Below are 16,663 nucleotides of genomic sequence, written 5' to 3' on the forward strand. Positions count from 1 at the left end.
TCCACCTCACGCCCCGCCCTGCGCGGGCACGTCGGAGGGGCAGGTCATAATGCCGCCATGACTCCTCAGCCCTCGACGCCTCCCTCCCCCGTGCACGGCGACGGCGAGGTCGTCGAGCAGGACCTGTCGGTGGAGATGCGCACCAGCTTCCTGGAGTACGCCTACTCCGTCATCTACGCGCGCGCCCTGCCCGACGCCCGCGACGGCCTCAAGCCGGTCCAGCGGCGCATCCTGTTCCAGATGGACCGCATGGGCCTGCGCCCCGACCGGCCCCACGTGAAGTCCTCCCGTGTGGTGGGCGACGTCATGGGACGCCTGCACCCGCACGGGGACACGGCCATCTACGAGGCCCTGGTGCGCCTGGCCCAGCCCTTCACCATGCGCCTGCCCCTGGTGGACGGGCACGGCAACTTCGGCTCCCTGGACGACGGCCCGGCGGCCCCCCGCTACACCGAGGCGCGCCTGGCCGCCCCGGCGCTGGCGCTGACGGCGGACATCGACCAGGACACCGTCGACTTCTCCCCCAACTACGACTACACCCTCACCGAGCCCGAGGTGCTGCCCGCGGCCTTCCCCAACCTGCTGGTCAACGGGGCCTCGGGCATCGCGGTGGGCATGGCCACGAACATGCCGCCCCACAACCTGGCCGAGGTGGTGGCCGCCGCCCGCCACCTCGTCAGCCACCCGGACGCCACCCTGGAGGACCTGACGGCCCTCGTGCCCGGCCCGGACCTGCCCACCGGCGGCGTGGTGGTGGGCCTGGAGGGGATCCGGGAGGCCTACCGCACCGGGCGGGGCCGCTTCTCCACCCGGGCGGTGGCCCGCGTGGAGAACCTCACCCCCCGCAGGAAGGGCATTGTCATCACCGAGCTGCCCTACCTGGTGGGCCCGGAGAAGGTCATCGCCCGGGTCAAGGAGACGGTGGCCTCCAAGAAGCTCCAGGGCATCGCCGACATCGCGGACCTGACCGACCGCCACAACGGCACCCGCCTGGTGGTCACCGTCAAGAACGGCTACAACCCCGAGGCGGTCCTGGCCCAGCTCTACCGGTACACCCCCCTGGAGGACTCCTTCAGCATCAACAACGTGTGCCTGGTGGACGGCCAGCCCCGCACCCTGGGCCTGCGCGAGCTGCTGGAGGTGTTCGTGGGCCACCGCCTGGCGGTGGTGAGGCGCCGCACCCGCTTCCGCCTGGGCAAGCGGCGTGAGCGGGCCCACCTGGTGGACGGGCTCCTGGTCGCCGTGGTCAACATCGACGAGGTCATCGCGCTCATCCGCTCCAGCGACGACGCCCCCGCCGCCCGGACGCGCCTCATGCAGGCCCTCGACCTCTCCGAGCCCCAGGCCTCCTACATCCTGGAGCTCCAGCTGCGCCGGCTCACCAGGTTCTCCGTCATCGAGCTGGAGAAGGAGCGTGACGAGCTGGCCCGTGAGATCAAGGACCTGGAGGCGGTCCTGGCCGACGACGCCCGGCTGCGCCGCCTGGTCTCCAGGGAGCTGGCGCAGGTGGCCAAGGAGCTGGGCACCCCGCGGCGCACGGCGCTGCTGGAGTCACCCGGTGGCGTCGCGGTGGCCGGGACGGCGCCCCCCGGGGCCGACGCCGGGCCCCAGGAGGCGGGCCCGGCGGTCAGCCTCGTGGCCGGGGCCAGGGACGTGCCGCTGACCATCCCCGACGACCCCTGCCGGGTGCTGCTGTCCGCTACCGGCCTGGTGGCCCGCGTGCCCGGGGCGCAGGCGGTGCCCCGCACCGGGGCGCGCCAGGCCCACGACGCGCTGGCCTCCCAGGTGGCGGGCAGCGTGCGCGGCCAGGTCGGGGCGGTCACCAGCCGGGGGCGGCTGGTACGCCTGGAGGTGGTCTCCGCCCCGGAGGTGGCCCGCACCCAGGGGGCGCCCGCCCTGGACGGGGGCACGCCCGCAGGCCTGCTGGCGGAGCTCGAGGACGCCGAGACCGTGGTGGGCCTGGTCCCCCTGGCCGGGCCGGGCCGTGGCGGGGACGGCCCGGCCGCGCCGATCGCCCTGGCCACCGCCCAGGGGGTCGTCAAGCGGGTCAAGGTCGGTGACGAGCCCAGGAACGGCGACGCCTGGGAGGTCATCTCCCTGGCCGAGGGCGACGAGGTGGTCTGGGCGTCCACGGCGGCCGACACCGACGTCATCGTCCTGGTGGCCTCCGACGCCCAGCTGCTGCGCTTCCAGGCCGCCCGGGTACGCCCCCAGGGGCGGGGTGCCGGGGGCATGGCGGGCATCAGCCTGCACGAGGGCGCCCGGGTCGTCGCCGCGGGCCGCGTCCCGGCCGACCTGGTGTCCGAGGCGCTGGTGGTCACCGTGGCCGGGGCCCGGCAGGCCCTGCCGGGCACGAGCGCGGGCAGCGTCAAGGTCACCCCCCTGGACCGCTACCCCGCCAAGGGGCGGGCCACCGGGGGGGTGCGCGCCCAGCGCTTCCTGAGCGGGGAGGACCACCTGACCCTGGCCTGGGTGGGCCTGGGGCCGGCCCGCGCCGTGGACGCCCGGGGCCGGGCCGTGGACCTGCCCGAGGCCGACGAGCGCCGCGACGCCTCCGGCACGCCCGCCCCCGCCCCCATCGCCGCCGTCGGGTGACGCCCGTCCCCGCCCCCGCGGGCGGGGACGCCCGGGGCCCCGGGGGACACTCAAGGCCGCCCCCCGGGGAACGGTCAGGTCCCGGCCTCCTCACACGTCCAGGCCGTAGAGGATGGTGCCGCGGGTGGCGTGGTAGCCCAGGCCCTCGTACAGGTCGACGGCGCCGCTGGGGTTCTCCGAGTCCACCCCCGCCGCCGCGTAGTCCATGCCGTCGGCCGCGTAGGCGCGCATGGCCGCCGTCAGCAGGGCCCGGCCCACGTCCCGCCCGGCGTACTGGGCGCGCACCCCCAGCATGTCCGTGTAGCCCTCGGACCACCCCAGGGCCTGCCAGTCCTGCTCGTAGCGGGCGCTGCGCAGGTAGCCGGCCACCCGGTCCCGGTCCCCGGAGCGGTCCACGGCCACCAGGCTCCAGGAGGGGGCGAAGAAGGCGCGCCCCACCGACCACTCCTCGGGGGTGAGGACCTGGTTGCCCCACCCCTGGCCGATGACCTCGTTGTGGGCCCGGCGCACCGCGTCCTCACGCTCCGCCGTCCAGGGCTCGATAGTCAGGAACCCGTCGGTCCGCACGTGCGGGATCGGCTCGCTCAGGGACCTGCGCACCTCCCGGTACCAGCGCCGGGGCTCGAAGCCGAGCTCGGCCAGGTGGTCCTTGAGGCCCTCGTCGTCCTCCATGACGGTGGTCACCACGTGGGCGGGCACCGGCCTGCCCCCCTCCGGGGACGCCCGGCCGCTGCGCTCGGCCCCCACCAGGTGGCGGGCCCGCTCGGCCTGCCAGTGCAGCAGGGCCATGCCGATGCCGCGCCTGCGCCAGGCGGGGTCGACCACCCCGCTCATGGAGGCGAAGATCTCAGCGGCCGGGCGCAGGCGCACCAGCCCGAAGGCCCGCATGATCCCGTCCTCGTCACGCCCGGCCACCCCCGAGTAGGTGGGGTCGAGGAAGTACTCGGCCGTCTCCTCCGCGCTGGTGCGGAAGGGAGGGTTGTCAGCCTGCTCCGCCCGGGCGATGAGCGCGGCGAGGTCGGTGTTGTCCGCGGGCCCCAGCGGGGACCAGCTCAGGAGGCGGGGTAGGGCGGAGCGCAGGCCGGGTCGGAGCATTGACCAGGCGGTACCCCGCCGGGGGCCGCCGTAGACGGGAGTCAAGGGGACCTCCTGGGGTTGGTGTGGCTGCCAGGCTACCGCAGGGACGTTACCGTCCCGTGACCTTTGCCCCGGGGCGCCCCGGGCGCAGGTCAGGCGTCGATGCGCTCGCGGTCGATGTCCCTGGCACCGGCGATAATAAAGTCCCGGCGGGGCTCAACCGACGCGCCCATGAGCAGCTCGAAGACGCCCTCGGCCTCGGCCAGGGCGGCCTCGTCCTCCACGGTGATGCGCCGCAGGGTGCGGTGCCCGGGCTCCATGGTGGTCTCGGCCAGCTGGTGGGCGTCCATCTCCCCCAGGCCCTTGTAGCGCTGGGGCTCCTTGAAGGTGCGCCCGGCCCTCTCCAGGCGGCGCAGGGTGTCCACCAGCTCGGCGTCGGAGTAGGTGTAGATGACCTCCTTGCGGCGCCTGCCCTTGGCGGCCACCTCCACCCGGTGCAGGGGCGGGACGGCCGCGAAGACCCGCCCGGCCTCCACCATGGGGCGCATGTAGCGGAAGAAGAGGGTCAGCAGCAGGGTGCGGATGTGGGCGCCGTCCACGTCGGCGTCGGTCATGAGGATGACCTTGCCGTAGCGGGCCGCTCCCAGGTCGAAGGTGCGCCCGGACCCGGCGCCCACCACCTGGATAATGGCCGAGCACTCGGCGTTGCGCAGCATGTCGGCCTGGGAGGCCTTCTGGACGTTGAGGATCTTGCCGCGGATGGGCAGCAGGGCCTGGAACTCGGAGTTGCGCGCGTTCTTGGCCGTGCCCAGGGCGGAGTCGCCCTCCACGATGAACAGCTCGCAGGAGCCCACGTCGTCGCTGCGGCAGTCCGCGAGCTTGGCCGGCAGGGTGGAGGTCTCCAGGGCGTTCTTGCGCCGGGATATCTCCTTGTGCACCCGGGCGCTGACCCGGGCGCGCATCTCGCCGACGACCTTCTCCTGCAGAGCCCGGGACTGGGCCTTGAGGTCCCGCTTGGGGCTGGTCAGCAGGGCGGTGAGCTCGGCCTCGACCACCTTGGCCACGATGGCGCGCACCGGGGCAGTGCCCAGGACCTCCTTGGTCTGCCCCTCGAACTGCGGCTCGGGCACGCGCACCGTGACCACGGCGGTCAGGCCCGCCAGGATGTCGTCCTTCTCGATGCGGGGGTCCTTGGTGGTGACCTTCAGGGCCCGGGCGTTGGACTCGATCTGCCTGCGCAGCACCCGCACCAGGGCCTGCTCGAAGCCGGTCAGGTGGGTGCCGCCCATGGGGGTGGCGATAATGTTGACGAAGGACCGCTCGGTGGTGTCGTAGCCGATGCCCCAGCGCAGGGCCACGTCCACGGCGCAGGTGCGCTCCACCTCCACCGGGCGCAGGTGCCCGCTGTCCTGGTCCAGCTGCTGGACGGTCTCGGTGTAGGTGCCCGACCCGGTCAGGTGGAGGGTGTCGGTCACCGAGGCGTCGGTGGCCAGGAAGTCCACGAAGTCGGCGGTGCCGCCCCTGGCCAGGAAGGTCCGCGCCTGGCCGGGGGCGTGCTCCGGGTCCCCCGGGCGCTCGTCCACCAGGCGCAGGGTCAGGCCCGGCACCAGGAAGCTGGTCTGGCGCAGGCGGGCGGCCAGGGCCGCGGCGTCGTAGTCGGTGGGGGCGGGGAAGATCTGGGGGTCGGCCCAGTAGCGCACGCGGGTGCCGGTGATCCCGCGCCCGACCCTGCCGACCACCCGCAGCTCGGTGGCCCGCGTGTACTCCGTGAAGGGCGACCCCGGGCCGGGCAGCGGGGTGCCGTCGGGGCCGACGGGGTCGGCAAAGGCCCCGGGCACGCCGCGGTGGAAGCTCATGGCGTAGGTCCTCCCGCCCCGGTCCACCTCCACGTCCATGCGCGCGGCCAGGGCGTTGACCACCGAGGCGCCCACCCCGTGCAGGCCGCCGGCCGCCCCGTAGGAGCCCCCGCCGAACTTCCCGCCGGCGTGGAGCTTGGTGTAGACCAGCTCCACGCCGGTCAGGCCGGAGGAGGGCTCGACGTCCACGGGCACGCCCCGGCCGTTGTCGCGCACCTCCAGGGAGCCGTCGGCGTGGACGGTGACGCCGATGGTGTCCCCGTGCCCCTCCAGGGCCTCGTCGACGGCGTTGTCCACGATCTCCCACACGCAGTGCATGAGGCCGCGCTGGTCGGTGGAGCCGATGTACATGCCGGGGCGTTTCCTCACCGCCTCCAGTCCCTCCAGGACGGACAGGTGCCGGGCGGAGTACGAGTTGTCTTGGGCCACGGCGCGAATCTAGCCCACATCCGTCGAACACGTGTTCTGCCGCGCCGCCCGCGCCTTCCCCGCCCCCGGCGCCTGCGCCGTCGGCGTAAGCCGTGCGCCGGAGGCGGACAGAGGCGCGGAACCGGGCACGACGGCTCCCTGGCGTGCTGCAATGCAGCCATGAACGCGATGAGTGCCCCTGTCACCGCACCGGCCGTGCCCGCACGGGTCCAGGACGTCCCCGCCGCGACGACCCGGCCGACCTCCCGCCCCCTGACCAGCGCGGACCGCTGTGACGTCTGCAACGCCCAGGCCTACGTCCGGGTGGTCCTGGGCCGGGGCGAGCTCTACTTCTGCGGGCACCACGCCCGGGCGGCGGGGGCGCGCCTGCGCGAGGCCGCCCTGCTCTACCAGGACGAGACCAGCCGTCTGGCCGCAGGCTAAGGTAAACCCTATGGCCCCCTTCCCCTTCCTCGGCCGCGCTCCGAAGCCGGACGAGCCGGACCCGCTCGTGCCCACCCCCATCAGCCAGCAGCGGCTCATCGACCTGTTCAGGAGACAGGACTGGCACTACTTCATTGACTCCGACGGCGACCTGGGCGGGCAGTGGGACGACGTCACCTTCTACTTCTTCATCACCGGCTCCGACGACGAGCTCCTGGTGATCCGCTCCCAGTACCCCGGGACGGTCGACCCCGCCCGGGTGGGGACCGTCCGCGACGTCCTGGAGGACTCCCACCGGCGGCGTCCCTTCCCCAAGAGCTGGTACCGGATGGACGACGAGGGCCAGATCCGGGTCATGGCCTCCAACGCCTTCGACTGCGAGATGGGGGCCACCGACGACCAGCTGCTCCAACACGTACGGTGCTCGATCGGGACCTCCCTGACCCTGTACGAGTCCATGGACAAGGCCCTGGGCCGCTAGGGGCCCGGCCCCGCCCTCACCCACCCCCACGGAGAAACGGAGAACCCTCATGCCCTGGTTGTCCCGGGCCAGCAGCTCGACGCCGGAGCCCGCCCAGCGGGTCAGCCCCCTGACCAAGGAGCGGGTGGCGGCGATCTTCGACGAGCGGGGGTGGCGCTACAGCGAGGACGACGACGGTGACCTGACCGCCGTCTGGGACGGCGACTTCTTCTCCTACCTGCTGCGCGGCGACAACAACGAGATCCTCAACGTCCTGGGGTACATCAAGGAGGACATCCCCATGACCAGGCTCGACGAGGCGCGCTTCGCCCTGGACGAGTGGCACCGGGACCACCTGTGGCCCACCGCCTTCTGGCGGGAGAACGACGACGCGGGCCTGACCTTCTCCATCGGCGCCGCCGTGGCCATCGACTGGGAGCACGGGGTGACCGACAAGCAGATCTACCTCCAGTTGGACTGCGCCATGTCCACGATCCTCAAGTGCTTCGACGACGTCCGCTCCCGCCTGGGCATGGAGCAGCCCAGCTAGCCCCCCTTCAGCAACGTGCCTTAAGTCATGGGCGACGTGCCTTAGTCACCGGTGACGTACCCTTAGAGTACGTTCCCGGTGACTAAGGCACGTCCCCGAAGGCACGTCCCCGGTGGGCGGGCGGGCCGGCGGGGCGAGGGTGCCCGTGGCGGCCGCTAGCCGCGCACCACGCGCCAGCCGCGCCCCTCCAGGGCCTGCTCCAGGCCGGCGGCGGCCCCGGGCACCACGGACAGCAGGGCCAGGCCCGCGCGCTGCCCGGCGGAGTGCTCCAGGGAGAAGTCCTCGATATTGACCCCCGCCGCACCGACGTCGGAGAACAGGCGCCCCAGCTCACCGGCGGAGTCGGGGACCAGGACCTGCACCCGGGCGTAGCGGCGCGGCGCCCCACCGTGCTTGCCGGGGATGCGCGCCTGACCGGTGTTGCCCCGCATCATGACGTCGGTGACCGCCCCCACGGCACCGGGCGCCGCGACGGCCCCCTCCCCGCCGACCCCGCCGGCGGCCGGGGCCACCCCCTCAATGAGCTGCCCCAGGTCCGCGGCGACCTCCCGCAGCAGCCCGACCACCGGCCCCGCGTTGGCCACCACGATGGCCGACCACAGGCGGGGGTCGGAGGCGGCGACGCGGGTGACGTCCCGCAGCCCCTGGCCCGCCAGGGCCAGGCAGGACTCGGGCAGCCCCTCCAGGCGGGCCGCCACCAGGGAGGAGACGAGCTGGGGGACGTGGCTGACGGCCGCCACCGCGGCGTCGTGCTCGGCGGCGCCCATGGGCACCGGGGTGGCCCCCACGTCCACGGCGAGGTCGCGGACGACCAGCTCGGCCCGGGCGGACGAGCCGTCGGCGACCACCACCCACGGGCGGCCCGCGAAGAGGTCGGAGTCCGCCGCCGCGGCCCCCGAGCGCTCGCGGCCGGCCATGGGGTGGCTGCCCACGTAGCGTCCGGCCGCCGCCCCCCCGTGCCGGCGGACCCGGGCCACCACCTGGTCCTTGACGCTGGCGACGTCGGTGACCACGGCGTGGGGGTGGGCGGCGAGGGCGTGCAGGACGACGTCGGCGGCCACGTCCGGGGGCGTGGCCACGACCACGAGCCGCGGCTCGGCGTCACCCGGGCGGCGGGGGCGCCCGGCGCCCATGTCGCGGGCCAGGGCCAGGGAGGTCGGGGAAGTGTCGGAGAGCTGGACCTCCACGCCGGCGGCGCTCAGCGCCAGGGCCAGGGAGGTGCCCAGCAGGCCGGTGCCCACCACCAGGACGGGGCCCTGCGTGGCCGCGCGCCGGGCCGGGGGGGCACCGGCCTCAGGGTCCGGGGGGCGCGCCCCCGGCTCCGGCTCCGTCCTCGGGTCCGGGTCCGTCTCCCCGCCCGCCTGGTTCGTCCTCCCGCCCGCCTGGTCCGGGCCGTCGGGGATCCCCGGGGTGCTCACAGCCCGACCTCCCTCTGGAGGGAGACGACCTCCTGGGAGGTCAGCGCGCGCACCTGCCCCGGGCGCAGGCCCGCCAAGGTCAGCGGCCCCAGGCGGGTGCGGGACAGGCGCACCACCGGGTGGCCCACGGCGGCCAGCATGCGGCGCACGACCCGGTTCCTGCCCGAGTGCAGGGTGATCTCCACGATCGAGCGGCGCGGGCCGGCTTCCTTGACCACCACGCGGTCGGCCCGGGCCGGGCCGTCCTCCAGCTCGATGCCGCGCCTGAGCTTGCGGGGCACCCACGGCGCCACCCTGCCCTCCACGATCGCCACGTAGGTCTTGGCGATCTCGTAGGAGGGGTGGGTCAGGCGGTGGGAGAGCTCACCGTCGTTGGACAGCAGCAGCAGCCCCTCGGTCTGGGTGTCGAGGCGGCCGACGTGGACCAGGCGGGGCCGCTCCCGCACGCCCAGCTCCTGGGCGTGCTCGTCCAGGTAGCGCTCGGCCAGGCCGGCCACGGTGGGACGCCCCTGGGGGTCCTCCATGGTGGTGACCACGCCCGCGGGCTTGTGCAGCATGACCGTCAGGACGTCGGGGTCGGCCAGGAGGCGGGAGCCGTCCACCCGGATCTCCTGGGAGGCGGGGTCCACCCGCATGCCGGGCTCGCGCACGGTCACCCCGTCCACGCTCACCCGCCCGGCGGTGATCATGGCCTCGCTGGCGCGCCTGGAGGCCACGCCCACGTGGGCCATGACCTTGGCCAGACGCTCCCCGCCGACCACGTAGGGGTCGTCCTGCCCGCCCCGGGACGCGCGCTGGCGCCGGGTGAGCTCCTGGGCCTCCTCGTCCTCCCCGATGGCGTCCTGGTCGAAGGAGGCCAGGGCACCGGCGCCGGCGGAGCCGTCAAGCTCCTCCAGGTCGTCCTCGTCGTAGAACTCCTCGCTACCCAGCTCCCCTACCGGTGCGACCTGGTCAAAGGTACGTCGCGTACTCATGGGCCTCCCCTGCTCGTGTCTACCCGCCCGTGGCCCGGGGCGCCGGGCTGCGGTCCAGGCCCCATCATGCCCGAGACCGCCGGCGTCCGCCCCGCCCACCGGCACGTCCTCCGACCGGGCGCCCTGGCGCGCCGCCCCGCCCGGCAGTGCCCCGGGGCAGCCCCGGGGCGGCCTCTGCCCGTCGTCCAGGTCCAGGAGGCGCTCGACCTCGTCCTGGCCGACCTCACGCACCTCGGGGTCCTCACTGGCCAGGGCCCGCTCCGCGACCCAGGCAACCTCGTCGTACAGGCCGAAGTGGTAGAGGATGCCGGCGTGGCAGCGGTAGTCCCACCAGTCGGGCTCCACCGGGGTGGACAGCTCCCTCCTGACGCAGGGGACCACCACCTGGCAGATCCCCCGGCGGCCCAGCCGCCCCAGCAGGCGCAGCACCCTCTCGCGGTACCTGAGCACGGTCGACCAGTACACCAGCGCGGGCGCCAGGACCCTCACCCCGGCGGTATCCAGGAACCCCGCCGCGGACAGGGCCTGCTCCACCGAGACGCCCCCACCGCCCCGCGTCCTGGTGGTCAGGCACCGGCCCAGGACCCCCATCACCCGCCCTGACACGTCCCGGGGAGCCAGCAGGGAGCACCCCGCACGCCACCTGTCCGCAACCCCCACCACCCGCCCGACCGGGCCACCGACCTCACACCCGTCACCTGATCTTGACATACTTCTGCCATCCCATCGACTTGACCCTCGCGCTGAAGCCATCAAACGTCATCCACCTTCCCCGGCCAGGAACAGCACCGCCTCCGACCCCACCACCACGAGAACACGCGGCGGGCCCCAGCTCATCCCACGAGGACCTCCTCCCCGCGACCAGGCCCTGCCCTGCTCACGCTGTACGGCGCGCAGCGGAACATTTTGTGCACAGGGTAACCAATTGCGCACAAAGTGACCTAGATTCGTTACCTTCTGCGCAAAACGTTACCCTGTGCACAAAATGTTCCGCCCTGTACAAAGTACGGCATGCCTCGAAGGCGACCTTCTGGGTACTGCCCTGTGCCGTCCTCCGACTGGTTGAGCTTGCCGACGGTAGGCAACCAGCATGGGGCGTTAAAGGGGTAGGCAGAGGCTCAGCCGTCCAGCTCGGCGTCGAGCTCGTCCAGGGACCCGGCCCCGGGCAGGTAGGGGGCCAGGGGCGGCAGGTCCTCCAGGCTGTCCAGGCCGACCAGCTCCAGGAAGTCCTCGGTGGTGCGGTACAGGACGGCCCCGTTGGGCTGGGTCCCAGCCTCCTCGACCAGCCCGCGCGCCTGGAGGGTGCGCACGACGCCGTCCACGGCCACGCCCCGGATCGCGCTGACACGTGAGCGGCTCACGGGCTGGCGGTAGGCGATGACCGCCAGGGTCTCCAGGGCGGCCTGGCTCAGGCGCGCGGTGGCCCCGCCGATGACGAACCCCTCCACCACCCGGCAGTAGGCAGGCGCGGAGGCCAGGCGCCACCCGCCTGCCGCCCGCCGCAGCACGAACCCCCGGGCCCGGTACCCGGGCACCTCGCCGCGGTACTCGGCGGCCAGGCGCGCCAGGAGCCGCTCCACCTCGGTGGCCCCCAGGCCCAGGGCGGCTGAGAGCGCCCTGGTGGTCACCGGCGCGTCGGAGACAATGAGGACGGCCTCCACCGCCGCCAGAAGACGCTCCTGGCCCCCCGGGGCCGGCGCGGCCTCCTCCCTCAGGGCAGCCTCCTCCCCCTGGGCGGGATCCCCAGCAGGGCGTACGCTCACGTGAACTCCTCCTCCACCTCGGGGGCCACCAGCCCGGTCAGGTCGGACGCCGGGCCGCACCAGGTCACGGCGATCTCCCCCATGGCCTCGGCCTGCTCCAGGTCCACACTGCCCTGACGGTACAGCACCAGCAGCGCCAGGAAGCGCGCCACCACCACGGAGGCGTGGTCGGCGTCCCCTATGAGCTCGCTGAAGGCCAGGCGCCCGGCGCCCCGCAGCCGCAGGGCGATCAGGTTCATCTGCTCCCCCACCGCGACCCGCTCGTGGAGGTGGACGGTCTGGACCTCGGGCGGCCCCGGACGGGTCAGGGCCCGCAGGGCGTGCCGGGCCAGGTCCTGGGGGCTGAGCGTGCCGACCAGGGGCGGCAGGAGGGCGGCCAGGTCAGGGGCCAGGACGACCCGCCTGGGCACGCTGCGGGAGCCGTCGCGTACCGCCCGGGCGATGGCACCGGCCGCCTCCTTGTAGGCCCGGTACTGCAGGAGACGGGCGAAGAGCAGGTCGCGGGCCTCCAGGTACTCCATGTCCGCCTCCTCCTCACCCGGCTCCTGGGGCAGGAGGCGGTGGGCCTTGAGCGCCACGAGGGTAGCGGCCACCACCAGGAACTCGCTGGCCTGCCCCAGGTCGGGTGAGGTGCGCATGAGGGTCAGGAAGTCGTCGATGACCTCCGCCAGGGCCAGCTCGGTGACGTCCAGGCGCCTGCGGGCGATCAGGGTCAGGAGCAGGTCGAACGGGCCCTCGAACTGGGGCAGCGCCACCAGGAAGCCCGACAGGCGGGTGGGTCCCTGCCCCCCGGCCTCCGTGCCCGGCAGCGGTACCGGCGGCCCGTCGGCCCGCGCCGTCGTGGTCCCGTGCCTCTCAGGCGACATTGCCTCGGACAATGACCTCCCTGGCCAGGCGCCGGTAGGCCTCGGCGCCGGGGTGGCTGGGCGCGTAGCTGGTAATCGGCTCCGCCGCCACGGAGGCGTCGGGGAACTTGACGGTGCGACGGATCCGGGTGTCGTAGAGCTTGTTCCCGAAGGCCTGCTCCAGGCGCTCAATGACCTCGCGGGAGTGCAGGGTGCGCTGGTCCACCATGGTGGCCAGGATGCCGTCAATCTGCAGCCGCGGGTTGAGGCGGTCACGGACCCTGTCCACGGTCTCCACCAGCAGGGCCACGCCGCGCAGGGCGAAGAACGCCGTCTCCAGGGGGATGATGACCCCGTGGGAGGCGGTCAGCGCGTTAATGGTCAGCAGTCCCAGGGAGGGCTGGCAGTCCACCAGGATGACGTCGTAGTCGTCCGTGATGGGACGGAGCACCCTGGCCAAGGCCTGTTCCCTGGCGACCTCGTTGACGAGCTGGACCTCGGCGGCAGACAGGTCGATATTGGCGGGCACAATGTCCATCCCCGGCGACGATGTGGGGCGGACGGCCGAGCGGATATCCGGTCGCGGGGCCACCAGGAGCTCGTAGATCGTCTTGTCGACCTCGTTGGCGTTAATTCCCAGGCCCGCGGAGGCGGCTCCCTGGGGGTCAAAGTCCACAATGAGGACCCGGCGCCCGTACTCCGCCAGGGCCGCACCGAGGTTGATCGTCGTCGTCGTCTTGCCGACACCTCCCTTCTGGTTACACATTGAGATAATGCGAGCCGGCCCGTGGGACTCCAGGGGCGCTGGCGCCGGGAACTCCTTGTCGGGGGGCTCTGGCAGGTCATCAGGACCAGACTGGATGAGGTCATTCACACACCCAGCCTAACCCAGGGCGCTGAAAACTAGCCGAGAGCCCGAGGATGGCTAGTGACGTAGACCTCACGCAGCTGGTCAATGGTGACCTTGGTGTAGATCTGGGTCGTGGTCACCGAGGCGTGGCCGAGCATCTCCTGGACCACGCGCACGTCCGCCCCCCCGGCCAGGAGGTGGGTGGCGAAGGAGTGGCGCAGGGTGTGCGGGGAGACGGGCCGCTGGCTGCCGGTCCCCTTCCTGCCGCCCAGGCCCGCCCGGGCGGCCGCCGCCTGCAGCACCGCCCAGGCGCTCTGGCGGCTCAGAGGACGCCCCAGGGTATTGAGGAACACCTCAGGTACCCCCTGGCCGCGGCTGGCCAGGGTCGGGCGGCCCCGGACCAGGTAGGCGTCCAGGGCCGACCAGGCGTAGGTGCCCATGGGCACGATCCGCTCCTTGCGCCCCTTGCCGAACAGGCGCAGGCAGCCCGAGTCAGGATCCAGGTCGTCCACCACCAGGCCCACGGCCTCCGAGATACGTGCGCCGGTAGCGTAAAGAAGTTCCAGGAGGGCCCGGTCGCGCAGCCCGACCGGGGTGTCGGCGTCCCCGGCGGCCTCCAGGAGGGCCTGGGTCTGGGGGACCGTCAGCGCCTTGGGCAGGCGCCGCCCCACCTGGGGCGGGTGGACCCTGGCGGAGGGGTCCTCGGTGGCCTCGCCCTCCTGGAGGACGAACTGGTGCCACCCGCGCAGGGCGGTCACCGCCCGGGAGGCGGAGGAGGTGGCCAGCGCGCTGCCGCCGTCCGCCCCCGTGCGCAGCGTCTCCAGGTAGGCGGTCACGTCGGCCTCGGTGGCCTGGCCCAGCGTCCCGCGGCCCCGGGCGCGCAGGAAGGAGGCGTAACGCCTCAGGTCGCGGCGGTAGGCGCCCACCGTGTTGGTAGACAGCCCCCGCTCGACCTGGAGGTGGGAGAGGTAGCCGCGCAGGGAGCGCTCCAGCGCGTCCCCGCGCGGGCCCGGGTGCGTGGTGGTGCTAATGGCCGTACCCGGTCAGGCGTACCTGGTCAGCAGGCCCAGGCCCACAATGGTGGCCACCCAGACCACCGCCACGCTCACCGTGATCCGGTTGAGGTTGCGCTCGGCCACGCCCGAGGAGCTGGCCACCGAGGAGACCCCGCCGCCGAAGACGTCGGACAGGCCCCCGCCCTTGCCCTTGTGCAGCAGGATCGTCAGTATGAGGAAGAAGCTCGACGCCACGAGCAGCACCTGGAGGATGATGCGGAGGATGTCCACGCTCGTCCCTTTCGACAGGAGGAGGATCAAGGGGACGGAACCGGCCCGTCCAGGGTGACTCTACCTGAGAGCGGGGCGGGCCCGGGCACCGGTGAGGGTGCCCGGGCCCGCCGGGGCCGGTGGCGCCGAGGACGCCACCGGGATCTCAGGCGTAGAAGTTCGCCATGGCGGCGAAGGAGTCGGCCTTGAGGGAGGCGCCTCCCACCAGGGCGCCGTCGACGTCGTCCTGGGCCATGAGCTCCTTGATGTTGCCGGGCTTGGCGCTCCCGCCGTACAGGACGCGGGTGGCCTCGGCGGTGGCGTCCCCGTAGTCGGCGCGCAGGGCCTGGCGGATGGCGTGGCAGACCTCCTGGGCGTCGGCGGCGGTGGCGGTCTCGCCGGTGCCAATGGCCCAGATGGGCTCGTAGGCGATGACGATCCTGGCGACGTCCTCACCGCTCCAGCCCTTCAGGGCGGCGCGGATCTGGGCCAGCACGAACTCCACGTGGGTGCCGGCCTTGCGCACCTCCAGGGCCTCGCCGCAGCACAGGATCGGCGTCATGCCGGCGTCCAGGACCTTGCGGGCCTTGGCGCCGACCAGCTCGTCGGACTCGCCGTGGTACTCACGGCGCTCGGAGTGGCCCATGACCACGTAGGTGCAGCCGAGCTTGGTGAGCATGGCGGTGGAGATCTCGCCGGTGTAGGCGCCCTTGTCGTGCACGGAGACGTCCTGGGCGCCGTACCTGATGCTCAGGGAGTCGGCGTCGACGACCGTCTGCACGGTGCGCAGGTCCGTGAACGGCGGGATGACGACGACCTCGCACCTGGCGTAGTCGTGGTCGTGGTCCGACAGCTCCATGGCCAGGCCCTGGACGAGGTGGTTGGCCTCGAGGTGGTCCAGGTTCATCTTCCAGTTGCCCGCCATGAGCGGGGTGCGGTTGCTCATTGGTCTCAGCCCTCCAGGACAGCGATACCGGGGAGGGTCTTGCCCTCCAGGAGCTCCAGGGAGGCGCCGCCGCCCGTGGAGATGTGGGAGAAGGTGGACACGTCGAAGCCGAGCGTGCGCACGGCGGCCGCCGAGTCCCCGCCGCCGATGACGCTGAAGGCGTCGGAGTCGGAGACGGCCTGGGCCACGGCCTTGGTGCCCTCGGCGAAGGCCGGGAACTCGAAGACGCCCATGGGGCCGTTCCACACCACCGTCTTGGAGGTGGCGATGGCCTCACCGAAGAGCTTGCGGGTCTTGGGGCCGATGTCCAGGCCCATCTGGTCGGCCGGGATCTCGGTGGAGGGGACCACCGTGGCCGGGGCGTCGGCGGCGAAGACCGGGGCCACCACGGTGTCCACCGGCAGGAGCAGCTCCACGCCGTTGGCCTTGGCGGTGTCCAGGTAGCCCTTGACGGTCTCGACCTGGTCCTTCTCCAGCAGGGAGGTGCCCACCTGGTAGCCCTGGGCCACCAGGAAGGTGTAGGCCATGCCGCCGCCGATGAGGAGGCGGTCGGCCTTGCCCAGGAGGTTGGCGATGACACCGAGCTTGTCGGAGACCTTGGAGCCGCCCAGGATGACGGTGTAGGGGCGCTCGGGGTCCTTGACGGCCCGGCCCAGGGACTCGATCTCCTTGGCCACCAGCAGGCCGGCGGCGGCGGGCAGGAGCTTGGCGACGTCGTAGACGGAGGCCTGCTTGCGGTGGACCACGCCGAAGCCGTCGGAGACGAAGACCTCGCCCAGGGCGGCCAGCTCCTTGGCGAAGGCGGCGCGAGTGGCGTCGTCCTTGGAGGTCTCGGCGGCGTTGAAGCGCACGTTCTCCAGCAGGACGATCTCGCCGTCCTTCAGGGCGGCGACCGCGGCCTTGGCGGAGGGGCCCACGGTGTCCTCGGCCAGGGTGACGTGCACGCCGGTGACCTCCGCCAGGCGCTTGGCCACCGGGGCCAGGGAGTAGTCGGGGTTGACCTTCCCCTTGGGGCGGCCCAGGTGGGCCACGATAATGACCTTGGCCCCGGCGTCCAGCAGGGTGCGCAGGGTCGGCAGGGCGGCCTGGATGCGGCCGTCGTCGGTGATGTTCTTGTCGGCGTCGAGCGGGACGTTGAAGTCGGAGCGGACCAGGACGCGCTTGCCCTTGAGGTCGCCCAGGGACTCGATGGTCTTCATGAAACCTCTCATC

15 protein-coding genes are annotated in these 16,663 nt (G+C 73.0%); 4 read left to right on the plus strand and 11 right to left on the minus strand.

What is annotated here, in order from left to right; all coding sequences use genetic code 11:
- The first annotated feature begins 57 nt into the window (after positions 1 to 57).
- On the plus strand, positions 58 to 2,595 hold the full coding sequence (locus tag JJJ15_RS00655) for a DNA topoisomerase IV subunit A (RefSeq protein WP_200511098.1): 2,538 nt from the start codon (positions 58 to 60) through the stop codon (positions 2,593 to 2,595).
- A 90-nt stretch (positions 2,596 to 2,685) separates the two neighbouring features.
- On the opposite strand, the gene JJJ15_RS00660 is transcribed toward JJJ15_RS00655, so the two are convergent.
- Both JJJ15_RS00660 and JJJ15_RS00665 read right to left on the minus strand, forming a co-directional pair.
- Positions 2,686 to 3,735, minus strand: coding sequence for a GNAT family N-acetyltransferase (locus JJJ15_RS00660; protein ID WP_246742089.1), 1,050 nt, complete (start codon positions 3,733 to 3,735; stop codon positions 2,686 to 2,688).
- A gap of 89 nt (positions 3,736 to 3,824) precedes the next feature.
- Positions 3,825 to 5,957: a DNA topoisomerase IV subunit B gene (locus JJJ15_RS00665; protein ID WP_246742090.1), complete on the minus strand. Its 2,133-nt coding sequence runs from the start codon at positions 5,955 to 5,957 to the stop codon at positions 3,825 to 3,827.
- A 159-nt stretch (positions 5,958 to 6,116) separates the two neighbouring features.
- On the opposite strand from JJJ15_RS00665, the gene JJJ15_RS00670 reads away from it, so the two are divergent.
- Genes JJJ15_RS00670 through JJJ15_RS00680 form a run of 3 tightly spaced genes read left to right on the plus strand, consistent with a single transcriptional unit; the run spans position 6,117 to position 7,390 of the window.
- Positions 6,117 to 6,380: a hypothetical protein gene (locus JJJ15_RS00670; protein WP_106109092.1), complete on the plus strand. Its 264-nt coding sequence runs from the start codon at positions 6,117 to 6,119 to the stop codon at positions 6,378 to 6,380.
- Positions 6,381 to 6,390: 10 nt separating this feature from the next.
- The gene (locus JJJ15_RS00675; RefSeq protein ID WP_106109093.1) at positions 6,391 to 6,861 is read left to right on the plus strand and encodes a YbjN domain-containing protein; all 471 of its coding nucleotides are present in this window, start codon (positions 6,391 to 6,393) and stop codon (positions 6,859 to 6,861) included.
- Positions 6,862 to 6,910: 49 nt separating this feature from the next.
- Positions 6,911 to 7,390, plus strand: a complete 480-nt coding sequence (locus JJJ15_RS00680; protein ID WP_200511099.1) for a YbjN domain-containing protein — start codon at positions 6,911 to 6,913, stop codon at positions 7,388 to 7,390.
- 155 nt (positions 7,391 to 7,545) lie between these two features.
- On the opposite strand, the gene JJJ15_RS00685 is transcribed toward JJJ15_RS00680, so the two are convergent.
- From JJJ15_RS00685 to JJJ15_RS00725, 9 genes are all read right to left on the minus strand, one after another.
- On the minus strand, positions 7,546 to 8,808 hold the full coding sequence (locus JJJ15_RS00685; RefSeq protein ID WP_281433029.1) for a prephenate dehydrogenase: 1,263 nt from the start codon (positions 8,806 to 8,808) through the stop codon (positions 7,546 to 7,548).
- Positions 8,805 to 9,782, minus strand: coding sequence for a pseudouridine synthase (locus JJJ15_RS00690; protein WP_200511858.1), 978 nt, complete (start codon positions 9,780 to 9,782; stop codon positions 8,805 to 8,807). The genes JJJ15_RS00685 and JJJ15_RS00690 overlap by 4 nt, the downstream gene beginning before the upstream one ends.
- Positions 9,783 to 10,900: 1,118 nt before the next feature.
- Entirely contained in the window at positions 10,901 to 11,497 is a 597-nt protein-coding gene (scpB, locus tag JJJ15_RS00695; RefSeq protein WP_200511859.1) for an SMC-Scp complex subunit ScpB, read from the minus strand.
- A 44-nt stretch (positions 11,498 to 11,541) separates the two neighbouring features.
- Positions 11,542 to 12,411, minus strand: coding sequence for a ScpA family protein (locus tag JJJ15_RS00700; RefSeq protein WP_200511100.1), 870 nt, complete (start codon positions 12,409 to 12,411; stop codon positions 11,542 to 11,544).
- Positions 12,401 to 13,264, minus strand: a complete 864-nt coding sequence (locus JJJ15_RS00705) for a ParA family protein (protein ID WP_246742091.1) — start codon at positions 13,262 to 13,264, stop codon at positions 12,401 to 12,403. The genes JJJ15_RS00700 and JJJ15_RS00705 overlap by 11 nt, the downstream gene beginning before the upstream one ends.
- A 29-nt stretch (positions 13,265 to 13,293) precedes the next feature.
- Positions 13,294 to 14,220, minus strand: a complete 927-nt coding sequence (xerD, locus tag JJJ15_RS00710) for a site-specific tyrosine recombinase XerD (RefSeq protein WP_106109097.1) — start codon at positions 14,218 to 14,220, stop codon at positions 13,294 to 13,296.
- Positions 14,221 to 14,283: 63 nt separating this feature from the next.
- Entirely contained in the window at positions 14,284 to 14,526 is a 243-nt protein-coding gene (gene secG / locus JJJ15_RS00715; RefSeq protein WP_200511101.1) for a preprotein translocase subunit SecG, read from the minus strand.
- Between the two features lie 145 nt (positions 14,527 to 14,671).
- Entirely contained in the window at positions 14,672 to 15,451 is a 780-nt protein-coding gene (gene tpiA / locus JJJ15_RS00720; RefSeq protein WP_106109099.1) for a triose-phosphate isomerase, read from the minus strand.
- A 5-nt stretch (positions 15,452 to 15,456) separates the two neighbouring features.
- Complete coding sequence (locus JJJ15_RS00725; RefSeq protein WP_106109100.1) at positions 15,457 to 16,650, minus strand: phosphoglycerate kinase; 1,194 nt, start codon at positions 16,648 to 16,650, stop codon at positions 15,457 to 15,459.
- Positions 16,651 to 16,663 lie beyond the last annotated feature (13 nt).

Origin of the sequence: Actinomyces sp. HMT897 (assembly GCF_016626125.1) — a bacterium.
GTDB lineage: Bacteria > Actinomycetota > Actinomycetes > Actinomycetales > Actinomycetaceae > Actinomyces.

Bases quoted from the DNA above. Each gene is read 5' to 3' on its own strand.
- JJJ15_RS00655 (WP_200511098.1), top strand. From the start codon at position 58: ATGACTCCTCAGCCCTCGACGCCTCCCTCCCCCGTGCACGGCGACGGC.
- JJJ15_RS00670 (WP_106109092.1), top strand. From the start codon at position 6,117: ATGAACGCGATGAGTGCCCCTGTCACCGCACCGGCCGTGCCCGCACGG.
- JJJ15_RS00675 (WP_106109093.1), top strand. From the start codon at position 6,391: ATGGCCCCCTTCCCCTTCCTCGGCCGCGCTCCGAAGCCGGACGAGCCG.
- JJJ15_RS00680 (WP_200511099.1), top strand. From the start codon at position 6,911: ATGCCCTGGTTGTCCCGGGCCAGCAGCTCGACGCCGGAGCCCGCCCAG.
- JJJ15_RS00690 (WP_200511858.1), bottom strand. From the start codon at position 9,782: ATGAGTACGCGACGTACCTTTGACCAGGTCGCACCGGTAGGGGAGCTG.
- JJJ15_RS00700 (WP_200511100.1), bottom strand. From the start codon at position 12,411: ATGTCGCCTGAGAGGCACGGGACCACGACGGCGCGGGCCGACGGGCCG.
- tpiA (WP_106109099.1), bottom strand. From the start codon at position 15,451: ATGAGCAACCGCACCCCGCTCATGGCGGGCAACTGGAAGATGAACCTG.
- JJJ15_RS00725 (WP_106109100.1), bottom strand. From the start codon at position 16,650: ATGAAGACCATCGAGTCCCTGGGCGACCTCAAGGGCAAGCGCGTCCTG.